The sequence below is a fragment of the Citrobacter sp. Cpo109 genome (assembly GCF_030332565.1).
GTDB lineage: Bacteria > Pseudomonadota > Gammaproteobacteria > Enterobacterales > Enterobacteriaceae > Citrobacter > Citrobacter portucalensis.
On record NZ_JAOWHQ010000059.1, the window covers coordinates 14,161 to 32,561 of the forward strand.

At 50.3% G+C, this 18,401-nt stretch carries 19 protein-coding genes and 2 pseudogenes; 13 read left to right on the top strand and 8 right to left on the bottom strand.

The window, feature by feature from the left end:
* Window positions 1-19: 19 nt before the first annotated feature.
* Window positions 20-217 carry a DUF2933 domain-containing protein gene (locus OGY71_RS13280; protein ID WP_004388331.1) on the top strand — a complete coding sequence of 66 codons (198 nt, stop codon included), beginning with the start codon at window positions 20-22 and terminating at the stop codon, window positions 215-217.
* 33 nt (window positions 218-250) lie between these two features.
* On the opposite strand, the gene OGY71_RS13285 is transcribed toward OGY71_RS13280, so the two are convergent.
* Together OGY71_RS13285 and OGY71_RS13290 are read right to left on the bottom strand one after the other, a co-directional pair.
* Complete coding sequence (locus OGY71_RS13285; RefSeq protein ID WP_004388332.1) at window positions 251-988, bottom strand: peptidoglycan DD-metalloendopeptidase family protein; 738 nt, start codon at window positions 986-988, stop codon at window positions 251-253.
* A 288-nt stretch (window positions 989-1,276) separates the two neighbouring features.
* Entirely contained in the window at window positions 1,277-1,726 is a 450-nt protein-coding gene (locus OGY71_RS13290; RefSeq protein ID WP_126957221.1) for a PcoE/SilE family metal-binding protein, read from the bottom strand.
* Window positions 1,727-1,960: 234 nt separating this feature from the next.
* Here OGY71_RS13290 and pcoA point away from each other — a divergent pair, with 234 nt between their 5' ends.
* The 10 genes and pseudogenes from pcoA (at window position 1,961) to OGY71_RS13340 (ending at window position 11,374) form a co-directional block, all read left to right on the top strand.
* Window positions 1,961-3,778 carry a multicopper oxidase PcoA gene (pcoA, locus tag OGY71_RS13295; protein WP_000925242.1) on the top strand — a complete coding sequence of 606 codons (1,818 nt, stop codon included), beginning with the start codon at window positions 1,961-1,963 and terminating at the stop codon, window positions 3,776-3,778.
* A 5-nt stretch (window positions 3,779-3,783) separates the two neighbouring features.
* Window positions 3,784-4,674, top strand: coding sequence for a copper resistance outer membrane transporter PcoB (pcoB, locus tag OGY71_RS13300; RefSeq protein ID WP_001378118.1), 891 nt, complete (start codon window positions 3,784-3,786; stop codon window positions 4,672-4,674).
* A gap of 39 nt (window positions 4,675-4,713) precedes the next feature.
* Window positions 4,714-5,094, top strand: coding sequence for a copper resistance system metallochaperone PcoC (gene pcoC / locus OGY71_RS13305; RefSeq protein ID WP_000025662.1), 381 nt, complete (start codon window positions 4,714-4,716; stop codon window positions 5,092-5,094).
* Window positions 5,095-5,149: 55 nt separating this feature from the next.
* Window positions 5,150-6,028 (top strand): copper resistance inner membrane protein PcoD, encoded by an 879-nt coding sequence (gene pcoD / locus OGY71_RS13310; RefSeq protein ID WP_229692861.1) that lies wholly within the window; start codon window positions 5,150-5,152, stop codon window positions 6,026-6,028.
* A gap of 54 nt (window positions 6,029-6,082) precedes the next feature.
* Window positions 6,083-6,763 carry a copper response regulator transcription factor PcoR gene (gene pcoR, locus OGY71_RS13315; protein ID WP_001188930.1) on the top strand — a complete coding sequence of 227 codons (681 nt, stop codon included), beginning with the start codon at window positions 6,083-6,085 and terminating at the stop codon, window positions 6,761-6,763.
* Window positions 6,760-8,160, top strand: coding sequence for a copper resistance membrane spanning protein PcoS (gene pcoS / locus OGY71_RS13320; protein WP_286613395.1), 1,401 nt, complete (start codon window positions 6,760-6,762; stop codon window positions 8,158-8,160). The genes pcoR and pcoS overlap by 4 nt, the downstream gene beginning before the upstream one ends.
* Before the next feature lie 215 nt (window positions 8,161-8,375).
* The gene (gene pcoE, locus OGY71_RS13325) at window positions 8,376-8,810 is read left to right on the top strand and encodes a copper resistance system metallochaperone PcoE (protein WP_004388336.1); all 435 of its coding nucleotides are present in this window, start codon (window positions 8,376-8,378) and stop codon (window positions 8,808-8,810) included.
* Between the two features lie 229 nt (window positions 8,811-9,039).
* Complete coding sequence (gene tnpA, locus OGY71_RS13330; RefSeq protein ID WP_003031976.1) at window positions 9,040-9,444, top strand: IS66-like element accessory protein TnpA; 405 nt, start codon at window positions 9,040-9,042, stop codon at window positions 9,442-9,444.
* Window positions 9,441-9,788 (top strand): IS66 family insertion sequence element accessory protein TnpB, encoded by a 348-nt coding sequence (tnpB, locus tag OGY71_RS13335; RefSeq protein ID WP_021563201.1) that lies wholly within the window; start codon window positions 9,441-9,443, stop codon window positions 9,786-9,788. The genes tnpA and tnpB overlap by 4 nt, the downstream gene beginning before the upstream one ends.
* A gap of 48 nt (window positions 9,789-9,836) precedes the next feature.
* Window positions 9,837-11,374, top strand: a pseudogene (locus OGY71_RS13340) (IS66-like element ISKpn24 family transposase).
* A gap of 159 nt (window positions 11,375-11,533) precedes the next feature.
* Here the strand turns inward: OGY71_RS13340 and arsC are convergent.
* The 6 genes and pseudogenes from arsC to nudI form a co-directional block, all read right to left on the bottom strand.
* A complete protein-coding gene (gene arsC / locus OGY71_RS13345; protein WP_031591991.1) occupies window positions 11,534-11,959 on the bottom strand; it encodes a glutaredoxin-dependent arsenate reductase in 426 nt (141 codons plus the stop codon).
* A 12-nt stretch (window positions 11,960-11,971) separates the two neighbouring features.
* Entirely contained in the window at window positions 11,972-13,261 is a 1,290-nt protein-coding gene (locus OGY71_RS13350; RefSeq protein WP_031591992.1) for an arsenic transporter, read from the bottom strand.
* A 46-nt stretch (window positions 13,262-13,307) separates the two neighbouring features.
* A complete protein-coding gene (arsA, locus tag OGY71_RS13355) occupies window positions 13,308-15,059 on the bottom strand; it encodes an arsenical pump-driving ATPase (protein WP_031591994.1) in 1,752 nt (583 codons plus the stop codon).
* Window positions 15,060-15,075: 16 nt separating this feature from the next.
* Window positions 15,076-15,438 (bottom strand): arsenite efflux transporter metallochaperone ArsD, encoded by a 363-nt coding sequence (arsD, locus tag OGY71_RS13360; protein ID WP_049015829.1) that lies wholly within the window; start codon window positions 15,436-15,438, stop codon window positions 15,076-15,078.
* A 47-nt stretch (window positions 15,439-15,485) separates the two neighbouring features.
* Window positions 15,486-15,839, bottom strand: a complete 354-nt coding sequence (gene arsR, locus OGY71_RS13365; RefSeq protein WP_025376942.1) for an As(III)-sensing metalloregulatory transcriptional repressor ArsR — start codon at window positions 15,837-15,839, stop codon at window positions 15,486-15,488.
* A gap of 262 nt (window positions 15,840-16,101) precedes the next feature.
* Window positions 16,102-16,248 (bottom strand): annotated as a pseudogene (gene nudI, locus OGY71_RS13370) (nucleoside triphosphatase NudI); the annotation flags it as partial.
* Window positions 16,249-16,565: 317 nt separating this feature from the next.
* Here nudI and OGY71_RS13375 point away from each other — a divergent pair.
* Window positions 16,566-17,108, top strand: a complete 543-nt coding sequence (locus tag OGY71_RS13375) for a YfaZ family protein (protein WP_003834693.1) — start codon at window positions 16,566-16,568, stop codon at window positions 17,106-17,108.
* A 79-nt stretch (window positions 17,109-17,187) separates the two neighbouring features.
* The gene (locus tag OGY71_RS13380; protein WP_286613396.1) at window positions 17,188-18,384 is read left to right on the top strand and encodes a nicotinamide mononucleotide deamidase-related protein YfaY; all 1,197 of its coding nucleotides are present in this window, start codon (window positions 17,188-17,190) and stop codon (window positions 18,382-18,384) included.
* The last annotated feature ends 17 nt before the right edge of the window (window positions 18,385-18,401 follow it).

An 18,401-nucleotide genomic window follows, 5' to 3' on the forward strand; every position in this document is an offset into this window, starting at 1 on the left:
CGAACAGAAGGAGTCCGGTATGAAAAGTACCACCTATGCGCTTATTGCTGTCGCCGCGATTGCGGCATTTGCTCTCCTGCGCGAACACTGGTCACATGTGGCAGGCTACTGGCCATATCTGTTACTGCTGCTTTGTCCGCTCATGCATCTTTTCCACGGTCACGGGGGGCATGGAGATCATCAACATCACGGAAGTGAAAACGATAAAAAAAATTAATCCGGCAGACGGGACCGCGTCGCGGTCCCGTTATCAGTCCAGGTATCGTTCGTAGTCTCTGGCATGCGCAAAGGCATGCTGTTCGAGTTTGTTATCAGCGGGTGCCGCCGTCCGGAACGCCAGTGAGTTAACAGGATTGTTATTGATGACCAGCTCGTAATGCAGATGAGGACCGGATGAACGTCCGCTGTTACCGGATAACGCAATAGCGTCTCCCCGGGTAACCCTGGCCCCTTTAGTAACGAGTATTTTATTGAGGTGGAGATAGCGAGTTTTAACACCGGCTTTTCCCGTTACTTCAACAAAATATCCCATGGTACTGTTGTATTCGGCCCGGGTGATTTTTCCGTCGATGACGCTGACTATTTTCGTGTTCATGGGCATGGAATAATCAATGCCATTATGGGGACTCACTTTTCCCGATACCGGGTTAAGTCTTGCAGGATTGAAAGGCGAACTGAGTCTTGCTGTGGCCGGTAACGGATAATCGAGACTGCCTTTCCCGGAAGTATCGGAAAGGTTATAGAACTTTTTATCTGATATACGATACGCCGTGTAATTAAATGAACCGGACGTAAATTTATAGGCCACGACACGTGATTTTCCCGCTTTCTTTTGCAGTACGAGTTTTAATGATTCATTTTTTTTCAAATGCCGCAGATTAAACCGGGAAGGCAAGGAGCGCTGAAGAGTAGCGATCTCGTTCGATTCCAGCCCCGAGCGGGTGGCTGAAAGGTAGGCATTTTCTTTTACGACATCGGTAGAATACATTTACTGGAATTCGCCGTTAGCATGAACACTGCGGCGTATGCTAGGGGTTTTCAGGAGGCGTGTCATCTGTCAGTTAATCGGGAGCACCGTTGATGGTCGTCATTTTTGTAACATATCTTGTTTCCCGTTTGCTCCTGAAGCTCTGGGAACTGTATGACCAGCCCGACGGTGATGATTAACGGGACTGAAACAGGTTACGGCAGAGCAATATGGGGCTCATGTCCTGCTACGTAACCCGTCAGTAAAGCCCTGCTGCGCACCTGACGCTAAGCACTAACCCGCCTGCAGTTACCTGGTCGAATACAGCCCGCGAAGCTTTCTTGCCTGCGTCTGATGTGCTTCCGCACCGGCATTATTGACCTGCTCATGCACGAGAGCGGCTTTTTCTCCGGCATTCAGTTCGTTAAAAAAAGAAGACGAGGTCTTTGAATTTGCATCACTGCCGGACAGCATTTTTTTATGTTCCTCAATCATTTTCTGATGCGCATAGGACGCGCTGTTGTTCATAAATGAATGAGCAACAATGGCCCTTTCATGTTCATTCATTTCAGAGAATGAGGGCGTGTTGTTTTTATTAACCCTGTCCGGTAAATTTTCATGCGTCGAGGAATTCACATGACTGACGGCTGAGGCATTATTAACAAATCGATGTGCTTCATGGGCAATATCACTGGACTGAGCAAAAGCTGCCCCACAAAATAAAGCTGTAAACGCAGTGGTCGTGATTAATATATTCATGTGTAATTACCTTCTGAGGTACATAAAAGATGTCCTTATGATCATATATAAAAATAATCAACCTGTGGGGAAGATGACGTAAATGTAATACAGCTATGTACATTACACGATTGTAATGAATTTGTTTCTTAAGGTGTGCTAGATTCATTTCATTGTAAGTGGATGAACCAGTAATTTAATTTAAATCGGTTCTCGAATTCTGTCAGTAACCATACTTTAAATAAGGGAATGCGCATGCTGTTGAAAACGTCTCGACGAACTTTCCTGAAGGGGTTAACCCTCTCTGGCGTAGCCGGAAGTCTTGGCGTATGGAGTTTCAATGCGCGTTCCAGTCTGAGCCTGCCAGTTGCCGCATCCCTGCAGGGTACTCAGTTTGACCTGACCATTGGTGAAACGGCCGTCAATATCACGGGCAGTGAGCGTCAGGCCAAAACAATCAATGGAGGCCTGCCGGGGCCCGTTCTTCGCTGGAAAGAAGGTGACACCATTACCCTGAAGGTCAAAAACCGTCTTAATGAACAGACGTCCATTCACTGGCACGGCATTATTCTTCCGGCCAATATGGATGGTGTTCCGGGGCTGAGTTTTATGGGCATAGAGCCTGATGATACCTACGTTTACACCTTTAAGGTTAAGCAGAACGGGACTTACTGGTACCACAGCCATTCCGGTCTGCAGGAACAGGAGGGGGTATACGGTGCCATTATCATCGATGCCAGGGAGCCAGAACCGTTTGCTTACGATCGTGAGCATGTGGTCATGTTGTCTGACTGGACCGATGAAAATCCTCACAGCCTGCTGAAAAAATTAAAAAAACAGTCGGATTACTACAATTTCAATAAACCAACCGTTGGCTCTTTTTTCCGCGACGTGAATACCAGGGGGCTGTCAGCCACCATTGCCGATCGGAAAATGTGGGCTGAAATGAAAATGAATCCGACTGACCTCGCGGATGTCAGTGGCTACACCTACACCTATCTCATGAACGGGCAGGCCCCGCTGAAAAACTGGACCGGACTGTTCCGTCCCGGTGAAAAGATACGCTTACGGTTTATCAACGGCTCGGCAATGACCTATTTCGATATCCGTATCCCCGGGCTGAAAATGACGGTCGTGGCTGCAGATGGCCAGTATGTAAACCCGGTTACCGTTGACGAATTCAGGATTGCCGTTGCCGAAACCTATGATGTCATTGTGGAGCCTCAGGGTGAGGCCTATACCATCTTCGCACAATCCATGGACAGGACCGGTTACGCTCGAGGGACACTGGCCACGAGAGAGGGGTTAAGTGCTGCCGTTCCCCCCCTCGATCCCCGTCCTCTGTTGACCATGGAAGATATGGGTATGGGGGGAATGGGACATGATATGGCAGGAATGGACCACAGCCAGATGGGAGGCATGGATAACAGCGGAGAGATGATGTCTATGGACGGTGCTGACCTTCCGGATAGCGGGACATCCTCCGCGCCCATGGATCACAGCAGCATGGCCGGTATGGATCATTCCCGGATGGCCGGAATGCCGGGTATGCAAAGTCATCCTGCGTCAGAAACGGATAACCCACTGGTTGATATGCAGGCGATGAGCGTCTCTCCGAAATTAAATGATCCGGGTATTGGTCTTCGAAATAACGGAAGAAAGGTTCTCACGTACGCGGATTTGAAAAGCCGCTTTGAGGATCCTGACGGACGTGAACCTGGCCGTACCATAGAACTGCATTTAACCGGCCACATGGAAAAGTTTGCCTGGTCATTTAACGGAATCAAGTTTTCAGATGCCGCACCGGTGCTGCTGAAATACGGTGAGCGGCTCAGGATCACGCTGATCAACGATACCATGATGACTCACCCCATTCACCTGCATGGTATGTGGAGCGATCTGGAAGATGAAAACGGTAATTTCATGGTTCGTAAACACACAATAGATGTTCCCCCTGGTACAAAACGCAGTTACAGAGTGACAGCAGATGCGCTTGGCCGCTGGGCGTATCACTGCCATTTGCTCTATCACATGGAAATGGGAATGTTTCGTGAAGTCCGGGTGGAGGAATGATGCGAATGAAGAGAAATTTGAAGGCCATACCTGTTCTGGTCGCCGGTTTGTTTACCTCACAGCTTTCTATTGCGGCGGGCTCCGTCTCTGCAGATCCCCACGCCGGGCACGACATGTCTGCCATGCAGATGCCAGCAGATGAGAATTTCACTGAGATGACGTCAATGGAGCCCATTGTAACTGAGAGCAGAACGCCAATTCCGCCTGTTACCGATGCCGACCGGAAGGCTGCATTCGGCAATTTACAGGGGCATGCGATTCACGACAGTGCGATTAATTATCTGGTTCTGCTGGATCAACTGGAATGGCAACGGTCGGATAACACCAACAATTTCAGCTGGAGTGTTAACAGCTGGATTGGAGGCGACACAGATCGGATTTGGCTAAAGAGTGAAGGTGAACGAAGCAATGGGGAAACGGAGGCGGCTGAAGCGCAGTTACTCTGGGGACATGCGGTTGGCCCATGGTGGGATTTGGTTGCGGGTGTCAGGCAGGATTTCAGACCTGCTTCTGCCCGGACCTGGGCTGCTGTCGGTTTTCAGGGGCTGGCACTCTATAATTTTGAGTCTGAAATTACGGGTTTTGTCAGTAATGGCGGAAAAGCAGCCCTTCGTCTGGGAGGAGAATACGACGTTTTACTGACTAACCGGCTCATACTCCAGCCATCCTATGAGGTGAATTTCTACAGTCAGGATGATGAATCGCGGGGTCGCGGCAGGGGACTGACTGACACAGAGCTGGGGCTCCGGCTGCGCTATGAAATACGCCGTGAGTTTGCACCCTATATAGGCGTTTCCTGGAATCAACTTTACGGGAAAACATCCGATATGGCGAAAAGAGAAGGTGAGAAAGACCATCAGGTAGTATTCCTGGCGGGAGCCAGAATCTGGTTTTAACGCACTGATATAAAACACTCAACTAAACAGGTAAATAAAATGTCGATTTTAAATAAAGCCATTCTTACAGGTGGCCTCGTTATGGGCGTTGCTTTCTCTGCTATGGCCCATCCGGAATTAAAAAGCTCTGTGCCACAGGCTGATTCAGCCGTAGCGGCCCCGGAAAAGATTCAGCTTAATTTCTCGGAAAATCTGACCGTGAAATTCTCAGGTGCAAAATTAACGATGACGGGTATGAAAGGCATGTCATCTCATTCTCCGATGCCGGTCGCGGCAAAAGTGGCGCCAGGCGCTGACCCTAAATCGATGGTCATTATTCCGCGAGAGCCTTTACCCGCTGGCACTTATCGTGTTGACTGGCGCGCGGTTTCTTCAGATACGCACCCTATTACCGGTAATTACACCTTTACAGTGAAGTAATATTATGAACGACCTGATTATGATTGTTATTCGTTTTCTTCTTTATCTGGATTTGATGGTAATATTTGGATTGCCATTTTTTCAGATATATGGAATAAGTGGTGTCAGACATGAAACCTATAACCTGACTAATTTCAGGTCGTTTATAACCTTTGCTGTTGTTACAGGCATCATTCTTACTGGCATTAATATGCTCCTGGTATCTAATGCCATGAGTGGAGTAACTGACCTCAGAGAATTATCCATCCATGTTATCGAGATGGTGATAGAAGAAACTGATGTGGGTATTAGCTGGATTGTCAGGCTCTGTGCCCTGTTTACCACACTCGGTGCTTTGTTCCTTTACACTAATAAGAGAGTATTGTCCTGCCTGCTGATGACGATGAGTGGGGGCGTGGCGCTGGCTACACTTGCCTGGGGAGGACACGCCGTTATGCATGACGGTCTGCATTACTATCTCCATTTACTGAGCGATCTGACCCATCTCGGCGCTGCAGGTGCCTGGACAGGTGCTCTGGTTGCATTTGCTATCCTGCTGATGCGCAGAAACGAGCATAATGCACAGAGCGTCATTGTGATATCTGACTCCCTGGCAAAATTTGCCACGGCAGGAACGGTGATTGTTGTAGCCCTGATCCTGAGTGCGCTGGTCAACTATCTGTATATTGCTGAGGGTAACTTAACTCCCTTATTCAACAGTTCCTGGGGGAGGATATTGCTTGCCAAGACGGCTCTGTTTGTTCTGATGCTTCTTCTGGCTGCAGCAAACCGGTTTCACCTGGGTCCCCGGCTTGAAGTTATGGTCAGGGAAGGGAATTATGATCGCAGCGTTGCCCTGATGCGAAACAGCATCCTGACAGAATTCGTTGTTGCGATTATCATTCTGGGCGCCGTAGCGTGGCTCGGAATGCTTGCTCCGTCTCAGGTCAGCTAGGGGACAGCCAAAGCTCATGCGTGAGATTTTTACTTTCATATCAGCGAGTTGACCATGCAGCGTATTTTAATCGTTGAAGACGAACAAAAAACAGGTCGTTACCTGCAGCAGGGACTGGTTGAGGAAGGCTATCAGGCCGATCTCTTTAATAATGGCCGCGATGGTCTCGGGGCCGCGTCGAAGGGACAGTATGATTTGATAATACTGGACGTGATGCTGCCTTTCCTCGACGGGTGGCAAATCATCAGCGCACTGAGGGAGTCCGGGCACGAAGAACCGGTCCTGTTTTTAACCGCAAAGGACAACGTGCGGGACAAAGTGAAAGGACTGGAGCTTGGCGCAGATGACTACCTGATTAAGCCCTTTGATTTTACGGAGCTGGTTGCACGTGTAAGAACCCTACTGCGCCGGGCACGCTCGCAGGCCGCAACAGTCTGCACCATCGCCGATATGACCGTTGATATGGTGCGCCGGACCGTGATCCGTTCGGGGAAGAAGATCCATCTCACCGGTAAAGAATACGTTCTGCTTGAGTTGCTGCTGCAACGCACCGGAGAAGTGTTACCCAGGAGTCTTATCTCGTCCCTGGTCTGGAACATGAATTTTGACAGTGATACGAATGTGATTGATGTCGCCGTGAGACGTCTGAGAAGTAAAATTGATGATGACTTTGAGCCAAAACTGATCCATACCGTTCGCGGTGCCGGATATGTCCTGGAGATCAGAGAAGAGTGAGGTTCAAAATTTCCCTGACCACACGCATGAGCCTGATTTTTTCTGCGGTGATGCTTACGGTATGGTGGTTATCAAGTTTTATCCTGATTAGCACCCTTAATGGCTATTTCGATAATCAGGACCGCGATTTTCTGACAGGTAAACTTCAGCTCACCGAAGAGTTTCTTAAAACAGAGACGTTCCGGAACAAAACGGATATTAAGTCATTATCAGAAAAAATAAACGATGCGATGGTAGGGCACAATGGTTTATTCATTTCTATAAAAAACATGGAAAATGAAAAAATTGTTGAACTCTATGCCAAAAATTCTGTTGTTCCAGCGGTCCTGCTTAATAAGTCGGGTGATATTCTCGACTATATGATCCAGACGGAAGAAAATAACACCGTGTACCGCAGTATCTCGCGGCGGGTTGCCGTGACGCCGGAACAGGGTAAAAGCAAACATGTCATCATTACGGTTGCCACGGATACTGGGTATCACACCCTGTTGATGGACAAACTCAGTACCTGGCTGTTCTGGTTCAATATCGGTCTGGTCTTTATTTCTGTTTTTCTGGGCTGGCTGACCACACGTATTGGTCTGAAACCGTTACGGGAAATGACCAGTCTGGCTTCCTCCATGACTGTACACAGCCTGGATCAGCGTCTAAATCCCGATCTGGCTCCGCCGGAAATCTCTGAGACCATGCAGGAGTTCAATAATATGTTTGATCGCCTGGAGGGGGCATTCCGGAAACTGTCAGATTTCTCGTCTGACATCGCGCATGAGCTGCGCACACCAGTCAGTAATCTGATGATGCAGACGCAGTTTGCACTGGCTAAGGAAAGGGATGTTTCGCATTACCGCGAAATTTTATTCGCTAACCTGGAAGAACTGAAAAGGTTGTCACGAATGACCAGTGACATGCTTTTTCTGGCACGTTCAGAGCATGGTCTGCTGCGGCTGGATAAACATGATGTGGATCTGGCAGCCGAACTGAATGAATTACGTGAGTTGTTCGAGCCCCTGGCAGACGAAACAGGAAAGACAATCACGGTTGAAGGAGAGGGCGTTGTTGCCGGAGACAGCGATATGCTCCGACGTGCTTTCAGTAACCTGCTTTCCAATGCAATCAAGTATTCTCCCGATAACACCTGTACAGCGATACACCTTGAGCGTGACAGTGACTGTGTGAACGTGATGATTACGAATACGATGTCCGGCCAGGTTCCCGCTAATCTGGAACGTTTGTTTGACCGGTTCTATCGCGCAGACTCATCAAGGTTCTACAACACGGAAGGCGCGGGGCTGGGATTATCAATTACAAGGTCGATCATTCATGCTCACGGCGGCGAGCTGTCAGCAGAACAGCAGGGGCGGGAAATTGTGTTCAGTGTGCGTCTGTTAATGGATTAATACCGTTATTCAGGAGAAACCCGGAAGGTGACAAAAATGTCATCGTTCAGTCACGCGATAAACAGAGGCGGTTTTTTATAATCAGCCATAAATCAGGACAGCGTGATAATTCAATCGCCCGGTTCCTGGCGTGATGATCAACCAGCCCTGAGATCAAATGCTTTCTCTGTTATAAGCATTGATTGTTCGGGTATGAAAACACCGGAGACCCAACCATGAAAAAGATCCTTGTATCCTTTATTGCCATGATGGCTGTCGCTTCATCTGCCTGGGCTGCAGAGACAATGAACATGCATGACCAGGTAAATAATGCCCAGGCGCCTGCCCATCAGATGCAATCATCCGCTGAAAAAAGTGCAGTTCAGGGGGAGAGCATGAAAATGATGGATATGAGCGGTCACGATCAGGCCGCAATGTCCCATGAAATGATGCAAAACGGCAATTCTGCTGCCCATCAGGACATGGCTGAAATGCATAAAAAAATGATGAAATCCAAGCCAGCAGCTTCTAACGAAACAGCAAAATCATTTTCCGAAATGAACGAGCATGAGAAAGCCGCTGTTGTGCATGAGAAGGCGAATAATGGTCAATCTTCCGTTATTCATCAGCAGCAGGCTGAAAAGCATCGCAGCCAGATCACCCAGAATTAACCCGCAGCTCCACTTGTTAGACCCTCATTTGACGCCGAAGTCACTGGCTTACGCTCCCGTCCGGGAGCGTTTTTTTCCCATATATCAAACTTTAACTCTGAAGAGGTGGAAGTATCTGACCAACACTGTCACGTAACGCCAGATAACTGTAAGCGTCGTCTCAGCACCGTCTGGCAGATCCTGAAATTCCTGAGAGGATAATGGACACCAAATATGGTGGACGCTATCCATGAAATCATTAACCGCAGTGCGTAAAAAAAGCCCTAATTATCCCGTTGAGTTCAAAATCAAAATGGTTGAACTCTCGCATCGACCAGAGATCTCCGTAGCGCAACTCGCTCGTGAGCATGGGATCAACGATAATTTGCTGTTCAAGTGGCGCCAGTACTGGCGCGAAGGAAAACTACGTCCTCCTTCAACAACAGAAAACAACGTGCCTGAGCTGCTCCCGATAACACTTGATGCCGAAGATGTTGTCCCTGCAACCTCCCCCCGGTCACAACCTGTAGCTGCTGCGGCACCTGAATCACTCAATATCAGCTGTGAAGTGACGTTCCGGCACGGATCACTCCGTCTGAATGGTGCCATCAGCGAAAATATCCTGAACCTGCTGATACGGGAGCTCAAACGTTGATCCCATTACCATCAGGGACAAAGATCTGGCTGGTCGCTGGCATCACCGATATGAGAAACGGCTTCAACGGCCTGGCGGCAAAGGTGCAGACGATGCTGAAAGACGATCCGATGTCAGGTCACGTTTTTATCTTCCGTGGGCGTAATGGCAGTCAGGTAAAGCTCCTCTGGTCTACCGGCGATGGACTGTGTCTGCTGACCAAACGGCTGGAGCGCGGCCGCTTCGCCTGGCCGTCAGCCCGGGATGGCAAAGTGTTCCTCACACCGGCACAGCTGGCGATGCTCCTTGAAGGTATCGACTGGCGGCAGCCTAAAAGACTGCTTACGTCACTGACTATGTTGTAGGCCTCTTTATCCTGGTCGACGCTGAATGAGCCTGGTAATATACCCGGTATGAACAGCTTACTTCCTGACGATATCGATGAACTGAAACGTCTCCTTGCCGAACAGGAGGCGCTGAACCGTGCCCTTCTGGAAAAGCTGAACGAGCGTGAACGCGAAATAGATCACCTGCAGGCGCAACTGGATAAGCTGCGCCGGATGAACTTCGGCAGCCGCTCCGAAAAAGTCTCCCGCCGTATCGCGAAGATGGAAGCCGACCTTAAGCAGTTGCAGAAAGAAAGCGATACCCTTACCGGCCGGGTGGATGACCCGGCCGTGCAGCGCCCGCTGCGGCAGACCCGTACCCGCAAACCGTTCCCTGAATCACTTCCCCGTGACGAAAAACGGCTGCTGCCGGCAGCGTCATGCTGCCCGGAATGTGGTGGTGCGCTGAGTTACCTGGGTGAAGATGCCGCCGAACAGCTGGAGCTGATGCGCAGCGCCTTCCGGGTTATCCGGACAGTACGTGAAAAGCATGCCTGTACTCAGTGCGATGCCATCGTGCAGGCCCCCGCGCCTTCACGGCCCATCGAGCGGGGTATCGCAGGACCGGGGCTGCTGGCCCGCGTGCTGAGTTCAAAGTATGCAGAGCACACCCCGCTGTACCGCCAGTCTGAAATATACGGCCGCCAGGGTGTGGAGCTGAGCCGCTCACTGCTGTCGGGCTGGGTGGATGCGTGTTGCCGGCTACTGTCACCGCTGGAAGGGGCGCTTCAGGACTATGTGCTGACTGACGGTAAGCTCCATGCTGATGACACGCCTGTCCCGGTGCTGTTGCCAGGTAATAAGAAAACGAAGACCGGGCGGTTGTGGACGTACGTTCGTGACGACCGTAACGCCGGGTCAGAGCTGGCGCCGGCAGTGTGGTTCGCTTACAGCCCGGACAGAAAAGGTATCCACCCGCAGAGCCATCTCGCTGGCTTCAGCGGTGTTCTGCAGGCGGATGCGTACGCCGGGTTCAACGAACTGTACCGCAATGGACAGATAACGGAAGCTGCCTGCTGGGCTCATGCCCGCCGCAAGATCCACGATGTGCACGTTCGCACCCCGTCAGCGCTGACGGAGGAAGCCCTGAAACGGATCGGTGAGTTATATGCCATCGAGGCGGAAATAAGGGGGATGCCGGCGAAGCGACGCCTTGCAGAACGTCAGCAAAAAGCTAAACCGCGGCTGAAATCCCTGGAAAGCTGGCTGCGTGAAAAGGTGAAAACGCTGTCGCGACACTCAGAACTGGCGAAAGCGTTCACGTACGTACTGAACCAGTGGCCGGCGCTGGCTTACTATACTGACGACGGCTGGGCCGAGGCAGATAACAACATAGCTGAGAATGCGCTACGGATGGTCAGCCTGGGCCGCAAAAACTACCTGTTCTTCGGTTCGGATCATGGAGGGAGCGGGGAGCGCTGCTGTACAGCCTGATCGGGACATGCAAACTGAACGGAGTGGAGCCAGAAAGCTACCTTCGCCATGTGCTTGATGTTATAGCTGACTGGCCGATAAACCGGGTCAGCGAACTACTCCCCTGGCGCGTAGCACTGCCAACTGAATAACACATCCCCGTCAATACGGTTCTCGCTGCACGCTTACCCTGTGCAGGCATCATTCCTTTTTGCACGTGACTCATAAAAAGCAGAATAATGTCGCTATGGAAAGCATCATCAAGGGTGGCTGGCAAAGTAAAATATAAAGGGGCAAATGCCCCTTAGGATTTATTTCAGTCGTTTACCTGCATCATCAACGACTTTTTCACCATCTTCTTTGGTGAACGCGTGTTTTTGTGCATCCGGAAGAATATCCAGCACCACTTCTGAAGGACGACACAGCCGGGTCCCCAGTGGCGTCACCACAATCGGGCGGTTAATCAGAATAGGATGCTGTAACATAAAGTCGATTAACTGATCGTCAGTAAAGCGATCTTCCGCCAGCCCTAATGCTTCAAAAGGCTCGACATTCTTACGCAGCAGCGCTCGTACTGTGATCCCCATATCCGCAATAAGTTTAACCAGTTCATCGCGTGATGGTGGTGTCTCAAGATAATGAATAACGGTCGGCTCTGTACCGCTGTTACGGATCATCTCAAGCGTGTTGCGAGAGGTGCCGCAGGCTGGGTTGTGATAAATGGTAATGTTGCTCATATCAGTATCTCATTACAAAGTGAAAGAGAGACGTAGCGCCAGCGCGGCCAGCGTTACAAACAGCACAGGCAGAGTCATGATAATCCCGGTGCGGAAATAGTATCCCCAGGTGATTGTCATGTTCTTCTGTGAAAGTACATGCAGCCAGAGTAGCGTTGCCAGGCTACCAATAGGCGTAATTTTAGGTCCCAGATCGCAACCGATGACATTGGCATAAATCATTGCTTCTTTGATGACACCCGATGCGGTGCTGCCATCGATCGACAATGCGCCAATCAATACAGTAGGCATGTTGTTCATGATGGATGACAGGAATGCTGTCAGGAATCCCGTGCCAAATGTGGCAGCCCAAAGTCCTTTGTCTGCAAATAAATTCAATACGCCAGAGAGGTATTCTGTCAGCCCGGCATTACGCAACCCATAAACAACCAGATACATTCCCAGTGAGAAAATCACAATCTGCCACGGTGCACCACGCAGGACTTTACCGGTGTTAATGGCATGACCTTTTTTAGCCACGAAAAAGAGGATAGCAGCACCCACAGCCGCAATAGCGCTGACAGGAATACCCAGCGGCTCAAGCACAAAAAAACCTACCAGCAGAAGGATTAATACAATCCAGCCAGTTCTGAACGTCGCCGGGTCTTTGATAGCAAGAGCCGGTTCTTTCAGTCGGTTCAGATCATAGGTCGGTGGGATATCTTTGCGGAAAAACAGATGCAGCATCACCAGCGTGGCAATAATGGCGGCAATATCCACAGGCACCATCACGGAGGCATATTCCGTGAATCCCAGATGGAAGAAGTCAGCAGAAACAATATTGACCAGGTTCGACACAATCAGCGGCAGGCTGGCGGTATCGGCAATAAACCCTGCAGCCATTACAAATGCCAGCGTAGCGCTTTTACTGAATCCCAGAGCCAGCAACATGGCAATAACGATCGGCGTCAGGATGAGAGCTGCACCATCATTGGCAAATAGCGCTGCTACCGCAGCACCGAGCAGAACGATATAAGTAAACAGCAGGCGACCCCGGCCATTTCCCCAGCGGGAAACATGCAATGCTGCCCATTCAAAAAAGCCAGACTCATCCAGCAGCAAACTGATGATAATCACGGCAATAAAGGTTGCTGTGGCGTTCCAGACGATATTCCATACCACCAGAATGTCGGTAATGTGTACTACACCAGATATGAGTGCCAGTATTGCGCCAAATATGGCGCTCCAGCCAATCCCTAACCCCTTCGGCTGCCAGATAACCAACACGATGGTCAGGATGAAAATTGCTCCTGCCAGTAACATAAAACCTCCTGACAGGGCAGCATGACTGCCCTGTATATAGTAAAAATTAACCTGCGAGCTGTTTGAGTTTGTCTATACCGGTTGGCTCTGCCGCAAGAACAGGAACCAGTGCAACACGGGTAGCATGCTGGTTCTTTACAGCCTCGATTTGAGGCAGTTCCTGCTGCGAGCGCTGACGAAGCAGCGGTGAACGGGTTTCAGCGATGGAAAGACTGTTATTGATAATCCAGCCCCATGGATGAATCCCGGCACGTTCAAGATCGGCTTGTAAATTTGCAGCCTCAAGAACGGGGGTCGTTTCCGGCAGAGTGACCAGTAATACTTTTGTTCTTTCCGGATCCTGAAGCTGCATCATTGGCGTAGAGAAATGGCCTTTATCTCCCATTTTCTTTGCTATCTCCCGGTGATATGCCCCGGTAGCATCAAGCAGCAACAATGTATGTCCTGTCGGTGCCGTATCCATGACGACAAACCGTTTACCCGCTTCACGGATCACCCGTGAGAAGGCCTGGAACACAGCAATCTCTTCGGTACACGGAGAGCGTAAATCCTCTTCCAGCAGATGTTTCCCTGCTTCATCCAGGTCACGTCCTTTCGTTTCAAGGACATGCTGGCGATAACGTTCTGTTTCATCATGAGGGTCGATTCTGCTGACCTGCAGGTTATTGAGGCTTCCATTGAGGGTTGTGCTCAGGTGTGCAGCAGGATCTGACGTCGTGAGATGCACATCAAATCCCATTTCGGCCAGTCTGACTGCAATGGCCGCAGCCATGGTTGTTTTACCCACGCCACCTTTACCCATCAGCATAATCAGGCCGTGTTCATTAAGGGCAATCTCATCAACCAGAGCAGACAACGACGATATCGCTGGTTTTTGCAGGGCGGACACTTCAGCAAATGAAGCCGTCTCAGGTTGGGAGGTGAGAAGTCCCCTTAAAGCAGACACACCGACCATATTCACTGGTTGAAGGAATAATGTGTCAGTAGGGAGAGCGTCCAGACCAGCGGGAAGACTTGCCAGCGCCTCCTGCTCCCGGCCCCATATTGCAGCCGCCAGAGTATCGTTGACTGCTTCTGTCTCAGGTAACACGCCGTTGATGACCAGATACTGATTTTTGAGACCTATCGCCGCAAGCTCATCATGAGTACGGGCGACTTCCTGAAGCGTTGATTTTTGCAGTCGAGCCACTAAAACCAGCCTCGTACGATCCGGATCAGACAATGCCTGGACGGCGTGTGAATACTGCTCACGCTGTTTCTCCAGCCCTGCCATCGGGCCAAGACAGGAAGCACCATCAGGATTGCTCTCAATGAAGCTACTCCACGCACCGGGCAACTGGAGAAGACGAATAGTGTGACCGGTTGGCGCGGTATCAAAGATAATATGGTCAAAGCGGGTCAATAATGATGCGTCAGTCAACAGACCGGTAAATTCATCAAAAGCTGCAATTTCGGTGGTACATGCACCAGAGAGCTGTTCGTTAATACTGTTAACGACATCATCCGGCAGAATGCCTTTGATAGGATCAACGATTCTGGCCCGATATTCCTGGGCGGCGGCCTGAGGATCAATTTCCAGCGCTGAAAGACCCGGTACAGAGGCCACCGGCAGAATGGTATTGCCAATAGTCTGGCTGAACACCTGGCCTACGTTTGAAGCCGGATCGGTGCTGACAAGCAAAACCCGCTTGCCTTGTTCCGCCAGGCTGATAGCGGTGGCACAGGAAATAGAGGTTTTACCGACGCCCCCTTTACCGGTAAAAAACAGGTAAGGTGGGATATTCTGTAAGAATTTCATATGTCCTCCTGACATTTCAGCAACAAGAAGTATTACCACCGCAGCAGCTTTTAGATGCTAATCCTACTTTATCCAGCGGTATTCCGAACCAGCGGGCCAGCTCTGCACGTTTCGGATAACGCCCCGCCATCACCATTTCGCCGTCCAGCAACAACAATGGAAGCCCTTCAGCCCCGGATGCCTCAAGGAATGCTTTGGCTTTTTCGTTCTGTACAAAGCTCATGGGTTGCTGTGCCAGGTTATAACGATCAACCTGAATTTCACGCTGTTTTAGCCACTGAACATCCGCAGAAAAATCAACCAGAACCTGATCAATATCTGTACCGCAGACGCCGGTACTGCAACACATAGCCGGGTCAAACACCGTTAACGTTTTCATCATGAACACCTCACATTTGAAAAATCATATATGTTCAGGCAAATTTTTTAGATGCAGACAGCCTTGCCGCTACCAGAGCAGTTAGCTGATGCCAGCTTATGGGCGATAGCCTGTACGTCGTCCTGTTGGCTTAACCAGGCCTGCTCAATAACCTGAGCAGCCCATGAAGGAATATGCGGAGATAAGCGGTAGTGAACCCATTTCCCATTCTTGCGATCCAGCAACAATCCGCTTTCACGTAGCATTGCCAGATGACGGGAGATCTTAGGCTGCGACTGTTCCAGCGCCGTGCAGAGATCGCATACGCATAGTTCACCCATCTCTTTGAGGAGAAGGACGATACCCAGACGGGTTTCATCGGACAGGCTTTTAAAGAGTTGTAGGGGTGAAATTGATGACATCGTGACCTCCTGCGTTGAATGAATAGTGTCGCGCTTCTAAACCAGGAAGTCAAAAACATATATGTTATATCGAATTCGTTTAGTGTTAATTCTTCATTGGTAGATAACAGGAACAACGGAGTCGGAGCAATACGGGCAAAATTTCATCTTTGTTGTGAAAAGAAAAAGTTTAACGATAGGGTACTGATAAGTAAGGCAGCACCATACAATGAACAATAAATCACCTTAGCGTGGGATTTTTTCCGTTTTCCAAGCGGACCCCAGCTTCTTCAATACGTTCACCCGGTTCAACACCGCCACCGGAAAGCGCCCACTGACCGGGAAACACACCGCGGTCATCAGCCATTTTGCAGAGTAAATAACAGCCATCGTTTTGAATTAATGGGCATACAATCGTTCTTTGGCGCATCATTCGAGTCCTTGTTGGGGAAGTAGAGAAAATTCCGTCATGCACGCATCTTACCTTTTGCTAGCGGCAGAAAAAATGTTTCATCGGTGATTAAGAGCGCTTTGGCAAGGAAAACAGGATGTTTGTTGAAAATGACGTTCTGGGACGTCCAACTGTGTAATTGGCACAAGAATTTAACCTTAAATAAATCTTGTGAGTAGTATTTAGTTACAATATGTCATTGCATCGCTTTTTTAGCTCATTGATTCCTCGCCATCTGACAGTACAATTCATCGGTTTTGGGGCTATGTTTTGATTCTTGCTGGAAAGGATAGAAAATGAAAAAAAGTTTAATGTTGGGTTTTGCCGGAATGCTGTTTGTTTCCGCGTCGGCGAACGCGATTAGCATCAGCGGCCAGGCTGGTGAAGACTACACCAACCTGGGATTCGGTATGGGCACTGAGACCACCGGTCTGGCTGTCAGCGGTAACTGGATGCATAACGATGACGACGGTGATGTTGCCGGGCTGGGTTTAGGTCTGAATATCCCACTGGGGCCGCTGATGGCGACCGTTGGTGGTAAAGGTGTTTATACCAATCCAAATGATGGCGATGAAGGCTATGCTGCCGCTGTCGGTGGTGGTTTACAATGGCCGATTGGCGATAGCTTCCGTCTGTTTGGTGAGTATTATTACTCTCCTGATTCACTTTCCAGCGGTATCGACAGCTATGAAGAAGCGAATGCCGGTGCGCGTCTGACCATTATGCGTCCGCTGAGCATCGAAGCCGGTTATCGTTACCTAAACCTTGCAGGCAAAGACGGCAACCGTGATAACGCGATTGCTGATGGCCCGTACGTTGGGGTTAACGCCAGCTTCTAACATTTCTGGCGCGGCGTTCAGTCGCGCCTTCCCCCCTCCATGCGTTATAGTGTTTTCATCATAAAAGCAGGAGAACACGATGTTAAACGTGGAGATGCTATCCACAGGGGATGAAGTGTTGCACGGACAAATCGTTGACACTAATGCCGCCTGGCTGGCCGATTTTTTCTTTAATCAGGGTTTACCGCTAACACGCCGCAACACGGTAGGTGACAATCTTAACGATTTGGTCGCCGTTTTGCGTGAGCGTAGCGAACACGCCGATGTACTGATCGTTAATGGCGGTCTGGGACCTACCAGCGATGATTTGAGCGCGCTGGCAGCGGCAACGGCAAAAGACGAAGGGCTGGTGTTGCATGAAGCATGGCTGGCCGAGATGGAGCGATATTTCCGCGATCGTGGCCGCGTGATGGCGCCAAGCAACCGCAAACAGGCTGAACTCCCAGCCAGCGCTGAGTTTATCGATAATCCGGTGGGTACCGCGTGTGGGTTCGCCCTGAAGCTTAACCGCTGCCTGATGTTCTTTACACCGGGTGTACCGTCAGAATTCAAAGTCATGGTGGAGCATGAGATCCTGCCTCGTTTGCGTGAGCGTTTCTCTTTGGCTCAACCCCCGTTATGCCTGCGATTAACCACATTTGGCCGTTCTGAAAGCGACCTGGCGCAGAGCCTGGATCCGCTCCCGTTGCCTCCGGGAGTAACAATGGGCTATCGCTCCTCAATGCCGATTATTGAGCTGAAGCTGACCGGTCCGGATTCCCAACGGGAAGCGATGCTGGCGCTGTGGCCAGAAGTTAAGCGGGTTGCCGGGCAGAATATGATTTTTGAAGGTACGGAAGGCTTACCCGCGCAAATCGCCCGCACGTTGCAAGAACGGCAATACAGCCTGACGCTGAGCGAACAATTCACCGGTGGTCTGGTGGCATTGCAGCTTTCTCGTGCGAATGCTCCGTTATTGGCGAGTGAAGTGGTTCCGCCCCAGGAAGAAACGCTGGCACAAACGGCGCATTGGATAACCGAGCGACGCAGCAAGCATTATGCTGGATTGGCGCTCGCGATATCGGCTTTCGAAAACGAACATATTAACTTTGCGCTGGCCACGCCTGATGGGACACACGCCTTGCGCGTACGGCTGAATGCAAATCGCTACAGTCTGGCGATTCGTCAGGAAGTGTGCGCGATGATGGCGCTAAATATGCTGCGCCGCTGGCTTAACAATCAGGATATCGCTAGCGAACACGGCTGGATCGAAGTGGTTGAGTCGTTGACGATTTAATCATTGATTGGGAAGGC